We start from the raw sequence: 13,853 nt of genomic DNA on the forward strand, positions 1-13,853 counted from the left end.
CTTATGCTGTTCGGTAAGAGACCTCATCTGCCCAGACCAAAGTGGCACGGGGCCTAGTCACAGCTTGACCCGGTGCAGGCCCCGGCGCGGCTGGTCCTGATCGTCGGCCGGGGCATCGTCGGCGCGCGAGGAGGTGAGGGCCAGGAAAACGTCCTCGAGATCGGCCTCCTCGGTGCGCACGTCGCGGATGCGGATGCCGGCCTGCCGGACCGCCTCGAGCACCTGCTCGGCGCTGGTTTCAGGGCTGCGGTAATGCAGCGACAGGCTGCCGTCGTCGCGCAGGCTGGTCTGAACGCCGGGGGCGGCGGGCAGGGCGGTCACGGGGGCCTCGGGGGTGATGACCATGGTGCGGCCGTCCATGCGGCCCAGCAGGTTGGCGGTGCTGTCCTGCGCCACCTTTTTCCCGTGGTTGATGATGGCGATCTCGTCGCACATCTCCTGCGCCTCTTCCAGGTAATGGGTGGTCAGGATGATGGTCATGCCCTGCTGGTTCAGCTTGCGTACATTGGCCCAGAGCATCTGGCGCAGTTCGATATCTACGCCGGCGGTGGGCTCGTCCAGCACCAGGATTTTCGGGTGGTGCACCAGCGCCTTGGCCAGCAGCAGCCGCCGCCGCATCCCGCCCGACAGCGTGCGGGCATAGGCCTCGGCCTTGTCGCTGAGGCCGACCAGTTTGAGAATCTCGTCGCTGCGTCTCTGTGATTTCGGCACGCCATAGAGCCCCGCCTGAACCTCGAGCGCGCCGCGCGGGGTGAAGAACGGGTCGAGGTTCAGTTCCTGCGGCATCACGCCGATGGCGGCGCGGGCCTGGCGCGGGTTGCGGTCCTGGTCATGGCCCCAAATCGTCACCTGGCCGGCGGTCTTGATCACCAGCCCCGCCAAAATATTGATCAGGGTCGATTTGCCGGCGCCGTTCGGCCCCAGCAGGCCAAAGACCGACCCGCGCGGGATATCCAGGTCAATGCCCTTCAGCGCGTGTTTCTCGGGCTGGCCCTTGCTGCCGCGATAGGTTTTGCGCAGGCCGCGAAGGCTGATCGCTGCATCGGTCATTGCTGGCTCTTGCCCCCGGTTTCTTGATCGCTCATAAACGCACCTAATGCATGCCCGCGAGGCCGACAACCAGTGAAGGATCGCACGCCGTGACAATCGAAGCTCCGGAAACCAAGATCGTCGAGACAAGCCGTGTCGCCTGTGATGGCGGCGAGGGCGCGCTGGGCCATCCGCGCGTCTGGTTGCAGATCCCCGAGGATCAGGGCTGGGTCGAGTGCCCCTATTGCGATTGCAAGTACGTGCTGAAGGGGCACGAAGCAGCGGCCTGACCACCCATGGCCTGTCGGGTCGGAAGAATTTGACCGAACACAGCAGACGGCCACGCGTGACGGGTGGCCCTGACGGCGCGCCCATGCCATGAGTTGGGTTGGCAAAGACGAGGGAAAGGGCGCGCGATGACAACGGGATTCGGAAAAGGCTGCCATCTGCATCTGATCGACGGATCGGCCTTCATCTTTCGCGCCTATCACGCCCTTCCGCCGCTGACGCGGAAATCGGACGGGTTGCCGATTGGCGCCGTTTCGGGCTTTTGCAACATGCTGCAGCGCTACGTGGATGGCGACCACGGCCCCGATGCGCCGACCCATCTGGCGGTGATCTTCGACAAGGGTTCGCACACCTTCCGCAATGACATGTACGACCTCTACAAGGCCAACCGCGAGGCGATGCCCGAGGACCTGCGCCCGCAGATCCCGCTGACCCGGCAGGCGACCGAGGCCTTCAACATCGCCTGCAAAGAGCTGGAGGGGTACGAGGCCGACGACATCATCGCCACGCTGGCCTGCCAGGCGCGCCAGGCCGGGGGTCGGGTGACCATCGTCAGTTCGGACAAGGATCTGATGCAGCTGGTGGGCGACGGTGTCGAGATGCTGGATGCCATGAAGAACAAGCGCATCGACCGCGAGGGAGTGTTCGAGAAATTCGGCGTCTATCCTGAGCGTGTCGTCGATGTGCAGGCGCTGGCCGGCGACAGCGTCGACAACGTGCCGGGTGCGCCGGGGATCGGAATCAAGACGGCGGCGCTGCTGATCAACGAGTTTGGTGATCTGGAGACGCTGCTGGACCGGGCCGAGGAGATCAAGCAGCCCAAGCGCCGCCAGACCCTGATCGAAAAGCGCGACCAGATCGAGCTGTCGAAGAAGCTGGTGCAGCTGGATTGCGAGACACCGCTGGACTTCACGCTGGATGATCTGGAGCTGCGCGACCCCGATCCGGACAAGCTGATGGCTTTTCTGGCCGAGATGGAGTTCCGCACTCTGACCAAGCGGATCGCGGACAAGCTGGGCGTCGAACCGCCGGTGATCGCGGATACTCCAGCGCCGGCGGCGGATGAGCCGCAGGCCGAGGATATCCCGTTCGACGCCGGAAAATACGAATGCGTGCGCGATGCGGCGGCCCTGCAGAAGTGGATCGACAAAGCGCATGAACGCGGCTGGGTGGCGGTGGATACCGAGACCACCGGCCTGAACGAGATGATCGCCGACCTGGTCGGCATCTCGCTGTGCATCGAGCCGGGCGAGGCCTGTTACATCCCGCTGACCCACCGCGACGGGGCCAGCGACGACCTGTTCGGCTCGGACGCGCTGGCCGAGGGGCAGTTGCCGCTGGATGAGGTGCTGGAGATGCTCAAGCCGGTGCTGGAGGATCCGTCGATCCTGAAGATCGGGCAGAACATGAAATACGATGCCAAGATCTTTGCGCGCTATGGCGTGGATGTCGCCCCGATCGACGACACGATGCTGATGTCCTATGCCATGAATGCGGGCGAGCATGGGCACGGGATGGACACCCTGTCGGACCGCTACCTGGGCCACACGCCGATCCCGATCAAGCCGCTGCTGGGCTCGGGCAAATCCGCGATCACCTTCGACAAGGTGCCGATCGACGAGGCCACCGCCTATGCCGCCGAGGACGCCGACATCACCCTGCGCCTGTGGAAGCTGTTCAAACCGCAGTTGCACCGGGTTCAGGTGACCACCGTCTACGAGACGATGGAACGCCCGTTGGTGCCGGTTCTGGCCGAGATGGAGATGCATGGCATCAAGGTCGACCGCGATGTGCTGAGCCGCATGTCGAACGCCTTTGCCCAGAAAATGGCCGGTTTAGAGGCTGAAATCCACGAGCTGGCCGGAGAAACCTTCAACGTCGGCTCGCCCGCGCAGTTGGGCGAGATCCTGTTCGACAAGATGAGTCTTGAGGGCGGCAAGAAGGGCAAGACCGGAAAGTATTCGACCGGCGCCGACGTGCTGGAAGATCTGGCGACCGAGCATGAGCTGCCGCGCCGGGTGCTGGACTGGCGGCAGCTGTCCAAGCTGAAATCGACCTATACCGACGCGCTGCAGACCCACATCAACCCCGATACGGGCCGGGTGCATACGTCTTATGCCATCACCGGGGCGAACACGGGGCGTCTGGCCTCGACCGATCCGAACCTGCAGAACATCCCGGTGCGCACCGAAGAAGGCCGCCGGATTCGCGAGGCCTTCGTGGCCGAGCCGGGCAACGTGCTGGTGTCGCTCGACTATTCACAGATCGAGCTGCGTATTCTGGCGCATATCGCCGATATTCCGGCCTTGAAACAGGCCTTTGCCGATGGGCTGGACATTCACGCCATGACCGCGTCGGAAATGTTCGACGTGCCGCTGGACGAGATGACGCCCGAGATCCGCCGCAAGGCCAAGGCGATCAATTTCGGCGTGATCTACGGCATTTCGGGTTTTGGTCTTGCGCGCAACCTGCGCATTCCGCGGGCCGAGGCGCAGGGCTTCATCGACCGCTATTTCGAGCGCTTCCCCGGCATCCGGCGCTATATGGACGACACCATCGCCTTTGCCAAAGAGCATGGCTATGTGCAGACCCTGTTCGGGCGCAGGATCCACACGACAGAGATCAACGCCAAGGGTCCGCATGCGGGGTTCGCGCGCCGGGCGGCGATCAACGCGCCGATCCAGGGCACGGCGGCGGACGTGATCCGGCGGGCGATGGTGCGGATGCCCGAGGCGATCGACGGGCTGCCGGCCAAGATGCTGCTGCAGGTGCATGACGAACTGCTGTTCGAAGTGGCCGAGGACGCGGTGGAAAAGACCATCGAGATTGCGCGCGACGTGATGGAGAACGCGCCCGATCCGGCGGTGAAGCTGGACGTGAAACTGACGGTGGATGCGGGCAAAGGCGCCAACTGGGCCGAGGCGCATTAGGCAAGCGCCGTGCCGCTCATCAGGCCCTGTGGGCCATCTTCGCGGCAGGTCAGGCCTCGGGCCTGACCAACAGCGCGACCAGTCGACGGGTCGGCGGGGCCATGACCAAAACCACCGCAAATGCCACCGGCCAGCTGATGCTCCACGCGCCCATCCAGCTGGCAAAGGTCTCGGGGCCCAGCCCGATCTCTTTGACCGTTGCGATGCAGGTCACGATGCAGGACATCAGCCCCGACAGGATCAATCCGAACAGGACGGGGGCAAAGCGGGCGGGGATCATACGGCTGTTCCTCTACTGAATCGCCACTTCATATGCGATATTCAAGATGTGATTTCCAGTGCGCAGGCGCACAGGACTATCGCATCCAGTGCAGAGAGGCTTCGGTGCGCCGGGTCGAGGGCGTGTATTCGGCGCTGACCCAACCGTCATAGCCGCTGTCGTCGATTGCTGCGAACAGGGCGGGGAAATCGGTCTCGTCGCGGCCGGGTTCCGACCGGTCGGGGGCCGATCCGATCTGAACATGTACGATCCGGTCGCGGAATCTGTCCCAAACGGCCTGGGCATCGCCATGGATCATCCGGGCATGAAAGCTGTCGAATTGCAGGCCGACATTCAGGCGGTCGATCCGGTGCAGGCACGCGGCGGCCAGATCATAGTCGTTCAGGAAATATTCGGGTTGCGAGACCGGGTTCAGCGGTTCGATCGTGAACTGCTGATGGGGTGCAAAATCCGCGGCCCATTGCAGGTTGCGCACGAAACAGTCCTGCGCGTCCGCCCCCGAGGCATAGCCCGCCATCACATGGATCAGACCGGGTTTCAGTGCCTCGGCATAGCGCAGGACGCGGCGAATGTCGGACTGGAACCGCCCCTCGCCCCCCGGAACGGCCGCATAGCCGGGCTGGCCGCCGGTATAGTTGGGCGGCGGCGCGTTGATCAGCACAAGGTCCAGACCGTTGGTCATCAACGCGCGGCGGGTTTCCTTGGCCGCGATATCGTAGGGGAACAGGATTTCGACCGCCTTGAACCCGGCATCCGCGGCCGCCCTGAATCGGTCGAGATAAGGCAGCTCGGCAAAGAGCAGCGAGATATTGGCGGCAAATCGGGGCATTGTCCTCTCGGTCCGATGGCATGCTGACCTTAGTCGCGGGCGGTGCGCAGAGAAAGGGTTTGAAAACGACAATATGTCGAAAATCGGCCAGACCGGCGCGAGCCGAATGTGAACGGTTGGGGTATTGCAGCGAATCATTTTCGTGGCGCTGCACCAACAAAAGGATTGAAGCCGATGGCGATGAGTCCGGACCCCGTTCGCGGGCCCAGTTTCGCTGTGCCCGGTGCGCGGCAATCCGCCTTGTCCGGAAACGGGTTGGCGGTGGCGTCGATGCTGACCTGGGCGGCCGGATTCCCGGCGGCCGAAATCCTGCTGCAGACCTGGCCGCCGGTTGCCTTGCTGGCCGCGCGGCTGATGCTGGCGGTGGTTGTGATGATCCCGATCTGGCTGTGGATCGATGGAGCGGATGCGGTGCTGCGGGCGCGTTGGACCCATGCGATGAGAGTGGGCGGTTTTGGGCTTGGATTGGGCATGTTCCTGATCATCCTGGCGCAGAAACTGACCGATCCCGTAACCGTTGCCATCATCGCCTCTTGCGCGCCTTTGATTGCGACACTGCTCGAGCTGGCTGCCGGAACGCGCAGATTGCACTGGAACTTCGCGCTGGGCGTTGCTGTTTCGATCATCGGTGGACTGATCGCAACCAGCGCGGCGGCGCCGGCCCAGCTGGGGTTGGGTGCGCTCTGCGCCATCGCCTCGACCGCGCTTTTCTGTTGGGCCAGCATGGCGACCGCGCGGGACTTCCCGGACCTCAGCCAAATCGGACGTACCACGATCACGCTGATCGGCGGCACGTTCATGGCCGGCGCGCTGTTCTATCTGTCGAGCGTCCTCGGTCTGGAAGTCTGGCCATCGTCGCCGATCGACCCGCAGCAGGCAGGAATGCTGGCGATCTACGCCGTGATCTCCCTCGGCCTCAGCCAGGTTCTGTTCATCGCTTCGATCGGCCGGCTGGGTGTTGCTCTGGCGTCATTCCCCATCAATGTGGCACCGTTCTACGTGATGCTCATCATGGTGGTTCTGGGTTCGGAGTGGAACTGGACCCGGGCGCTGGGCGCCGGAGTCGTGGCGCTGGCGGTTGTCCTTGCGCAAGACCGTCCCGCACGACGGGTTGCCTAAGGCGCTTCTTCGGCGCGACCCAAGACAAAGAACTGCCCGCCGGACCAGACCCCGACCTGCCCGGCGCGTTCCGTGGCAATGTCCACAAGGCGGTAGAAACTCTTGCGGTCGATCCGCGCCTCAAGGTTCGATCGCACCAATATGTAGGGTCTTGGCTCGTTTGTTTCCGGGTCTATTGCAACCCGTATCGGGTGATCCGGACCTACCGTCACAGTATCGCCGACATGGGTGGTAAAGGTCAGAATCTGATCCTCGTCCGCGCCGGTCCGGTCGAAATCGACCGCCACAAACGGTGCGTCTTCGACGATGATGCCGACCTTTTCGACAGGGGTGACCAGAAAATAGGCGTCCCGTTCTTTCTTAAGAATTGAGGAAAAAAGCTTCACAAGCTCGAACCGGGTGATGGGCGACCCTAGGTAGTACCAGGTGCCATCGTGCGCGATGCGCATGTCCAGATCGCCGCAGAACGGAGGATTCCAGCTGTCGACAGGGGGCAGACCCCGCGGTTTGGCCGCCTTGACCGAGGCCGCCAGACCCTCAGGGGACGGTTTCACAGGATTTTGTCCGCTCATTGTTTTTGCCATTTCCTCTCAGCGCGATACACTTCAACCATAATAAGTCCACGGAAGGGAAAGTCATGACCGAACCTGCCGACCTCGTCTCCGAGATCGAAGCGCTGGAAGAGAAACTGCAACAGGCCAAATCCTCGATCACCCGCCGCTTCATCGGGCAGGAGAGGGTCGTTGACCTGACGCTGACGGCGCTGCTGTGTGGCGGTCATGCCCTGCTGATCGGGCTGCCGGGCCTGGGCAAGACGCGGCTGGTCGAAACCCTGTCGACGGTCATGGGCCTGCATGGCAACCGCATCCAGTTCACCCCTGACCTGATGCCGGCCGACATTCTGGGGTCCGAGGTTCTGGATACCGCCGAGGATGGCAGCCGTCATTTCCGATTCATTCCCGGCCCGATCTTCTGTGAACTGTTGATGGCGGACGAGATCAACCGCGCCAGCCCGCGCACCCAGTCGGCTTTGCTGCAGGCGATGCAGGAACGCACGGTGACCGTCGCGGGCGAGGATCGCGCGCTGGGCGTGCCGTTCCATGTGCTTGCCACCCAGAACCCGATCGAACAGGAGGGCACCTATCCGCTGCCCGAGGCCCAGCTTGACCGTTTCCTGGTGCAGATCGACGTGAACTATCCCGACCGCCAGACCGAGCGTGACATCCTGCTGGCCACCACCGGCGCGGCCGAGGAGGAGGCGCATCAGATCTTCACCAAAGAAGAACTGCTGGCCGCGCAGGTTCTGCTGCGCCGGATGCCGGTGGGCGAGTCGGTGGTCGAACTGATCCTCGATCTGGTGCGCGCGTTCCGCCCCGAGGAACCCGGCGTGTCCGAGCGCGTGTCCGAGACCGTCGCCTGGGGCCCAGGTCCGCGCGCGGCGCAGGCGCTGATGATGACGGTGCGGGCGCGGGCGATGCTGCAGGGCCGGCTGGCCCCAAATGCCGAAGACGTGCTGGACATGGCGCGCCCGGTGCTCAGCCACCGGATGGCGCTGAACTTCGCCGCGCGGGCGCGCGGCGACAGCTTGGCCGACCTGATCGAAACCACCGCGGCCGGGCTTGTCCGGGCCGAGGCGGCGGCGTGAACGCGGCCCGCACCCTTCGCGAAAGATCCGAGGCCGAGGCGTCCCGGCTGCCGCCCTTGTTGGCGCGGGCCGAACACCTGGCCGGAACCGTGCTGCTGGGCGATCACGGCCGGCGGCGTTCGGGGTTGGGCGATGATTTCTGGCAATACCGACCGGCGCAAATCGGCGACAGCCGGCGGATGATCGACCACCGGCGCTCGGCCCGCGGCGATCAGCAATATGTGCGCGAACGCGAATGGCAGATTGCGCAGTCGATCATGCTCTGGGTCGATCAGGGCGCCTCGATGCGCTTTGCGTCCGACAAATCTCTGCCCACCAAGGCCGACCGGGCCCGCCTTCTTGGGTTGGCCACGGCGATCCTTCTGGTGCGCGGGGGCGAGCGTGTGGGCCTGACCGGAACAACCCTGCCGCCCCGGCGCGGCAACGCCCAGATCATCCGGCTGGCGCAGGCCCTGTCCGAAGATACCGAGGCCGATTATGCCCCGCCCGAGCACCGCGCCATGATCCCCCATGCCCGCGCCGTGTTCATCTCTGACTTCCTCGGCCCACTGGACGAGGTCGAACTGGCCCTGACCAAGGCCGCCGATCGCGGCGTGCGCGGCGTGCTGCTGCAGGTCCTGGACCCGGGCGAGGAGAACTTCCCCTATCGCGGGCGCACCATCTTCGAAAGCGTCGGCGGCTCGGTCCGGCACGAGACCCTCAAAGCCGGCGACCTGCGCGAGCGCTATCTGGCGCGGCTGGCGCGGCGCAAGGATGACCTGACCCGCCTGTGCCGGGTGACCGGTTGGCAGCTGGGTCTGCACCATACGGGCGACAGCGCGCAGGCGGCCCTGTTGTGGCTCTATCGTGCGCTGGACGGAGGGGCGCGATGACGGTTCTGGCGGGCATCGGCTTTACCGCACCATGGGTGCTGCTGGGTCTGCTGACGCTGCCGATCCTGTGGCTGATCCTGCGCGCCGTGCCGCCCGCGCCGATCCGCCGGCTGTTCCCCGCGGTGACCCTGTTGCTGGGCCTGAAGGACGACGAGAGCGTATCTGACCGCACCCCGTGGTGGCTGTTGCTGCTGCGGATGCTGGCGGCGGCGGCGATCATCATTGGGCTGGCCGGCCCGGTTCTGAACCCGGCGCGCGATGAGTCCGGATCGGGGCCGCTGCTGCTGGTACTGGATGCAAGCTGGGCCGGGGCCACGCGCTGGCCGGCCACGCTGGATCAGATCGACGCGCAGCTGACCGAAGCCGGACGGGCCGGGCGCCCCGTGTCGATCCTGCGCCTGACCGAGCCGGAACCGCCGGTCTTCCAGGCCGCCGAAGCCTGGCGCAACCGCCTGCCCGGGCTGGTTCCGCAGCCGTGGCAGCCGGACGCGGCGCAGATCGAACAGGCGCTGGCCGACCTGTCGGCGGTCGAGGGCGGGTTCGATACGCACTGGTTCACGGACAAGCTGGACTATCCGGGCCGTGAAAGCCTGCTGTCCGCGCTGCAGGCGCGGGGCGCGGTCACGGTCTATCGCGCGGCGGCGCCGATCCTGGCGCTGCTGCCGGCCACCTATCAGGACGGGGCGATCCGACTGACCGCGGTGCGCGCCACGCCCGGACCGGCGCAGACCGTCACCATCAATGCGCAGGGGCGCGACCCGGCGGGCGTGATGCGCCTTCTGCAATCGGTCGAGGTCAGCTTCGACAGCGGCGCGACCCAGGCACAGGCTGATCTGGCCTTGCCATCCGAACTGCGCGCCCGCATCACGCGGTTCGAGCTGCAGGGCCAGCGGTCGGCCGGGGCGGTGTCGCTGACCGATGACAGCTTGCGCCGGCGCGAGGTTGCCCTGATCGCCGGAACCGTCAACCGCGAGGGGTTGGAGCTGCTGTCGCCGCTTCACTATCTGACGCAGGTGCTGATCCCCACCGCCGATTTCGTCGAGGGCGGGCTGGCCGAGGTTCTGCCCGCCAACCCGGATGTGATCGTGCTGGCCGATGTGGCCAAGCTGACCCCCGCCGAACAGGCCGGATTGGTCGAATGGGTCGAGCAGGGCGGGCTGTTGCTGCGCTTTGCCGGTCCGCACATGGCGGCCAGCGATCTGGGCCGCGATGCCGAAGACGCCCTTTTGCCGGTGCGGTTGCGCAGCGGTGGCCGCTCGGTCGGCGGCGCGATGAGCTGGGGCGAGGCCAAGGGGCTGGCGCCTTTCCAGGAAGGTTCGCCCTTCTACGGTTTGCGCATCCCCGACGATGTGACCGTCAGCACCCAGGTGATGGCGCAGCCCGACCCGAACCTGGCCGACCGGGTGATCGCCGCGCTGTCGGATGGCACCCCGCTGGTGACGCGCAAGCCGCTGGGCCTGGGTCAGGTGGTGCTGTTCCATGTCACCGCCGATGCCGAATGGTCGACCCTGCCGCTGTCGGGCCTGTTCGTCGAAATGCTCGACCGGCTGGCCGTGGCCTCGGCGGCCAAGACGCGGCAGGTCGAACAGCTGCAAGGCACCACGTGGGAGCCGATTCAGGTGATGGACGGGTTCGGAACCCTGTCTGATGCGGGCAATCTGGCCGGTGTCGATGGCCCGGCGCTGGTGTCCGGCGCCTTGGGGCCCGACCTGCGCCCGGGTCTGTATGAAAGCGGCAAGCAGAAGCTGGCCCTGAACGTGTTGAACGAGGATAGCACGCTGCGCCCGATCAGCTGGCCTGCGGATGTTCCCATCAAAGGGCAGGAGGTCAGCGCCGAAACTCCTATCGGGGGCCTGCTGCTGAGCCTGGCCCTGATCCTGCTGGCGGTTGACGTCGTGGCCTCGCTGGCGCTGTCGGGGCGTCTGGGGCTGGCGCGAGCGGCGGCGGTCGCGCTGGGCGCGGTTCTGATCGCACCGCAAGCGCAGGCGCAGACGCCCGAGGAGACCGAATTCGCGCTGCAGGCAACCAAGGAATTGGTGCTGGCACATGTACTGACCGGCAATGCCCAGATTGACGACGTCGCCCATGCCGGGCTACGCGGCCTGTCGCAAACCCTGTTTTATCGCACGTCCGTCGAACCGGCCGAGCCCATGGGCGTGGACCTCGAACGTGACGAACTGGCTTTCTTCCCGCTGCTTTACTGGCCGATCACCCCGGATCAGCCCCAGCCTTCGGCCGAAGCTTATGCCAAGCTGAATGGCTATCTGCGGTCGGGCGGGATGATCCTGTTTGACACGCGGGACGCCAACATCGCCGGGTTCGGCGCCTCCAGCCCCAATGGCCGCAAGCTGCAGCAACTGGCTGCGCCGCTGAATATCCCTGCGTTAGAGCCTGTTCCCCGCGATCACGTCCTGACCCGTGCGTTCTACCTGTTGCAGGATTTCCCCGGCCGCTTTGCCGGTACCGAGGTCTGGGTCGAAGCCGCGCCGCTGGACGCCGAACAGATCGAAGGCATGCCCTTCCGCAACCTCAACGATAACGTCACTCCGGTAGTGATTGGCGGCAACGACTGGGCCGGGGCCTGGGCAATCGACCGGAACGGGCAGGCGTTGCTGCCGGTCGGGCGCGGCTATGCCGGAGAACGCCAGCGCGAGCTGGCCAACCGGTTCGGCGTCAACCTGGTCATGCACGTGTTGACCGGGAACTACAAATCCGATCAGGTGCACGTGCCTGCTCTGCTTGACAGGTTGGGCCAATGACCGGTTCCGTCATCTTTGACCCGCTGATCCCGTGGCCCGTGCTGGTGGTTATCGGTTCGATCGCTTTGGCCGCGACGGTTCTGGCGCTGTGGCGCGGGCTGTCAGGTTGGGCATTGCGCGGACTGGCGGCGCTGGTGCTGCTGGCGGCTTTGTCCGGCCCGGTCTACCAGATCGAGGACCGCGCCGCGCTGACCGACATCGTGCTGATGATCGAGGATGAAAGCGCCAGCCAAACCCTGTCTGACCGCGCAGAACAGACCGCGCAGACCGCCGAGGCCCTGGCCGCCGAGATCGAAGCCCGCGACAACACCGAACTGCGCCGCATCACCGTGGGCGACGGCGACGGGGACGAAGGTACGCAGGTCATGGCGGCGCTGAATGCCGCGCTGGCCGAGGAACCCCGCGCGCGCATCGCCGGTATTCTGGTTCTGTCGGACGGCATCGTGCATGACGTCGATCAGGCCCCCGACCTGCCCGCGCCGATGCACCTGTTGCAGACCGGTCGCGCGCAGGACTGGGACCGCCGCCTGATCGTGCGCAATGCGCCGGCCTTTGCCATCATCGATGAGCCCGTCACTCTGACCTTGCGGGTCGAGGACAGTGGCGCGGTGCCCGCCGGTCCGGCGTCCGCCCCGCTCGAGATCGCGGTGGACGGGGGCGAGCCGCAGCAGTTCAGTATCCCGATCGGTGTGGATGTCGAGCTGCCGGTGACCCTGCCCCATGGCGGGCGCAACGTCATCCAGTTCACCGTTCCGCAGGCCGATGGCGAACTGACCGACCGAAACAACACCGCCTTGATCCAGATGAACGGCGTGCGCGATCGGCTTCGGGTTCTGTTGGTCTCGGGCGAGCCGCATCCGGGCGGGCGAACCTGGCGCAATCTGCTGAAATCCGACAGCTCGGTCGACCTGGTGCATTTCACCATCCTGCGCCCACCCGAGAAACAGGATGGGGTTCCGGTGGACGAACTGTCGCTGATCGCATTCCCCACGCGCGAGCTTTTTCTGGAGAAGATCAACGATTTCGACCTGATCATCTTTGACCGCTACAAGCGGCGCGGCATCCTGCCGGCGATTTATCTGGACAACGTGACCAACTACATCAATGACGGAGGTGCGGTGCTGATTGCGGCCGGACCCGACTTTGCCACCGCCGACAGCATCTTCCGCTCGCCCCTGTCTGCGATCCTGCCGGCGCAACCCTCGGCCCGGGTCATCGAAGAACGCTACGTGCCCACGGTAACAGACCTGGGCCAGCGTCATCCGGTGACCGCCGATCTGGGTGAGGCGGGCGATTGGGGCGCATGGCTGCGCCAGATCGACGTAAAACAGCGCTCGGGTGAGTTGCTGATGACCGGCGTCGACGACCGTCCGCTGCTGGTGCTGGACCGGGTGGGGGAAGGACGCGTGGCGCTGCTGGCTTCGGACCACGCCTGGCTGTGGAGCCGCGGCTACGAGGGCGGTGGCCCGCAGCTGGAACTGCTGCGCCGCCTGGCTCACTGGATGATGAAAGAACCCGAGCTTGAAGAAGAGGCGCTGTGGGCCGAGGCCAACGGGCAGTCAATGCGCATCATCCGCCAGACCCTGAACGAAGAGGTGGGCCCTGTCACGGTCACCCGACCCAATGGCGATACGCTTGAAGTGCCCTTGCGCGAATTGTCCCCCGGCCGGTTCGAGGCGCAGTATTTCGGGCCTGAAATTGGGCTCTATCGCCTGCAGGAAGGTGAGCTGTCCTCGGTCATCGGCCTTGGCCCTGCGGCGCCGCGGGAATTCGAACGCACCATCGCAACAGCTGAAATCCTTGAACCGGTCATGGCCGGGATGCGCGGCGGGGTAATCCGGGTCGAGGATGGGCTGCCGGCAATCCGCAACGTACGCGCCGGGCGCCCTGCGGCCGGGCGTGGCTGGATCGGTCTGACCCCGCGCGAGGCATATGAAACCCGTGACGTGACCCAAGCCGGACTGTTGCCGCCCTGGCTGGTGCTGCTGTTGGCGGGTGGCTTCCTGCTGGCGGGCTGGTTGCGCGAAGGACGGCGCTGATCGACCTTTGGCCTTAAACAGATTTTCACGGTCTGCGGGAATGCTGATCCCGAACCGACCGGG

Annotated in this window: 11 protein-coding genes; 7 read left to right on the forward strand and 4 right to left on the reverse strand. The window is 65.4% G+C overall.

Annotated features, from left to right (window positions below; genetic code table 11):
- Positions 1 to 57: 57 nt before the first annotated feature.
- Positions 58 to 1,050: an ABC transporter ATP-binding protein gene (locus tag AC2FNZ_RS16095; RefSeq protein WP_496841239.1), complete on the reverse strand. Its 993-nt coding sequence runs from the start codon at positions 1,048 to 1,050 to the stop codon at positions 58 to 60.
- 89 nt (positions 1,051 to 1,139) lie between these two features.
- On the opposite strand from AC2FNZ_RS16095, the gene AC2FNZ_RS16100 reads away from it, so the two are divergent.
- Positions 1,140 to 1,319 (forward strand): zinc-finger domain-containing protein, encoded by a 180-nt coding sequence (locus AC2FNZ_RS16100; protein WP_093964387.1) that lies wholly within the window; start codon positions 1,140 to 1,142, stop codon positions 1,317 to 1,319.
- A 126-nt stretch (positions 1,320 to 1,445) separates the two neighbouring features.
- Positions 1,446 to 4,247, forward strand: coding sequence for a DNA polymerase I (polA, locus tag AC2FNZ_RS16105; RefSeq protein WP_496841240.1), 2,802 nt, complete (start codon positions 1,446 to 1,448; stop codon positions 4,245 to 4,247).
- A 49-nt stretch (positions 4,248 to 4,296) separates the two neighbouring features.
- Here the strand turns inward: polA and AC2FNZ_RS16110 are convergent, their stop codons facing one another.
- Positions 4,297 to 4,527, reverse strand: a complete 231-nt coding sequence (locus AC2FNZ_RS16110; RefSeq protein ID WP_496841241.1) for a DUF2798 domain-containing protein — start codon at positions 4,525 to 4,527, stop codon at positions 4,297 to 4,299.
- A gap of 76 nt (positions 4,528 to 4,603) precedes the next feature.
- Positions 4,604 to 5,356 (reverse strand): hydroxypyruvate isomerase family protein, encoded by a 753-nt coding sequence (locus AC2FNZ_RS16115; RefSeq protein WP_496841242.1) that lies wholly within the window; start codon positions 5,354 to 5,356, stop codon positions 4,604 to 4,606.
- Positions 5,357 to 5,530: 174 nt separating this feature from the next.
- On the opposite strand from AC2FNZ_RS16115, the gene AC2FNZ_RS16120 reads away from it, so the two are divergent.
- Positions 5,531 to 6,475, forward strand: a complete 945-nt coding sequence (locus AC2FNZ_RS16120) for a DMT family transporter (protein ID WP_496841243.1) — start codon at positions 5,531 to 5,533, stop codon at positions 6,473 to 6,475.
- On the opposite strand, the gene AC2FNZ_RS16125 is transcribed toward AC2FNZ_RS16120, so the two are convergent.
- Positions 6,472 to 7,047 carry a DUF1285 domain-containing protein gene (locus AC2FNZ_RS16125; RefSeq protein WP_093964055.1) on the reverse strand — a complete coding sequence of 192 codons (576 nt, stop codon included), beginning with the start codon at positions 7,045 to 7,047 and terminating at the stop codon, positions 6,472 to 6,474. The two genes, AC2FNZ_RS16120 and AC2FNZ_RS16125, sit on opposite strands and share 4 nt — an antisense overlap.
- A 65-nt stretch (positions 7,048 to 7,112) precedes the next feature.
- Here AC2FNZ_RS16125 and AC2FNZ_RS16130 point away from each other — a divergent pair, with 65 nt between their 5' ends.
- From AC2FNZ_RS16130 to AC2FNZ_RS16145, 4 genes are read left to right on the forward strand one after another with little or no spacing between them, the layout of a single operon-like run.
- Positions 7,113 to 8,120, forward strand: coding sequence for an AAA family ATPase (locus tag AC2FNZ_RS16130; RefSeq protein ID WP_093964056.1), 1,008 nt, complete (start codon positions 7,113 to 7,115; stop codon positions 8,118 to 8,120).
- Positions 8,117 to 8,992, forward strand: coding sequence for a DUF58 domain-containing protein (locus tag AC2FNZ_RS16135; RefSeq protein ID WP_170341842.1), 876 nt, complete (start codon positions 8,117 to 8,119; stop codon positions 8,990 to 8,992). Before AC2FNZ_RS16130 ends, AC2FNZ_RS16135 begins: the two co-directional genes overlap by 4 nt.
- Positions 8,989 to 11,751, forward strand: coding sequence for a DUF4159 domain-containing protein (locus AC2FNZ_RS16140; RefSeq protein WP_496841244.1), 2,763 nt, complete (start codon positions 8,989 to 8,991; stop codon positions 11,749 to 11,751). Before AC2FNZ_RS16135 ends, AC2FNZ_RS16140 begins: the two co-directional genes overlap by 4 nt.
- Positions 11,748 to 13,790, forward strand: a complete 2,043-nt coding sequence (locus AC2FNZ_RS16145; protein ID WP_496841245.1) for a hypothetical protein — start codon at positions 11,748 to 11,750, stop codon at positions 13,788 to 13,790. The genes AC2FNZ_RS16140 and AC2FNZ_RS16145 overlap by 4 nt, the downstream gene beginning before the upstream one ends.
- Positions 13,791 to 13,853 lie beyond the last annotated feature (63 nt).

Source organism: Ruegeria sp. SAZA006, assembly GCF_059613465.1.

What these genes read in the sequence shown, in the direction of transcription:
- AC2FNZ_RS16095 (WP_496841239.1), bottom strand. Translation starts at nt 1,050, where the DNA reads ATGACCGATGCAGCGATCAGCCTTCGCGGCCTGCGCAAAACCTATCGC.
- polA (WP_496841240.1), top strand. Translation starts at nt 1,446, where the DNA reads ATGACAACGGGATTCGGAAAAGGCTGCCATCTGCATCTGATCGACGGA.
- AC2FNZ_RS16110 (WP_496841241.1), bottom strand. Translation starts at nt 4,527, where the DNA reads ATGATCCCCGCCCGCTTTGCCCCCGTCCTGTTCGGATTGATCCTGTCG.
- AC2FNZ_RS16115 (WP_496841242.1), bottom strand. Translation starts at nt 5,356, where the DNA reads ATGCCCCGATTTGCCGCCAATATCTCGCTGCTCTTTGCCGAGCTGCCT.
- AC2FNZ_RS16120 (WP_496841243.1), top strand. Translation starts at nt 5,531, where the DNA reads ATGGCGATGAGTCCGGACCCCGTTCGCGGGCCCAGTTTCGCTGTGCCC.
- AC2FNZ_RS16125 (WP_093964055.1), bottom strand. Translation starts at nt 7,047, where the DNA reads ATGAGCGGACAAAATCCTGTGAAACCGTCCCCTGAGGGTCTGGCGGCC.
- AC2FNZ_RS16130 (WP_093964056.1), top strand. Translation starts at nt 7,113, where the DNA reads ATGACCGAACCTGCCGACCTCGTCTCCGAGATCGAAGCGCTGGAAGAG.
- AC2FNZ_RS16140 (WP_496841244.1), top strand. Translation starts at nt 8,989, where the DNA reads ATGACGGTTCTGGCGGGCATCGGCTTTACCGCACCATGGGTGCTGCTG.
- AC2FNZ_RS16145 (WP_496841245.1), top strand. Translation starts at nt 11,748, where the DNA reads ATGACCGGTTCCGTCATCTTTGACCCGCTGATCCCGTGGCCCGTGCTG.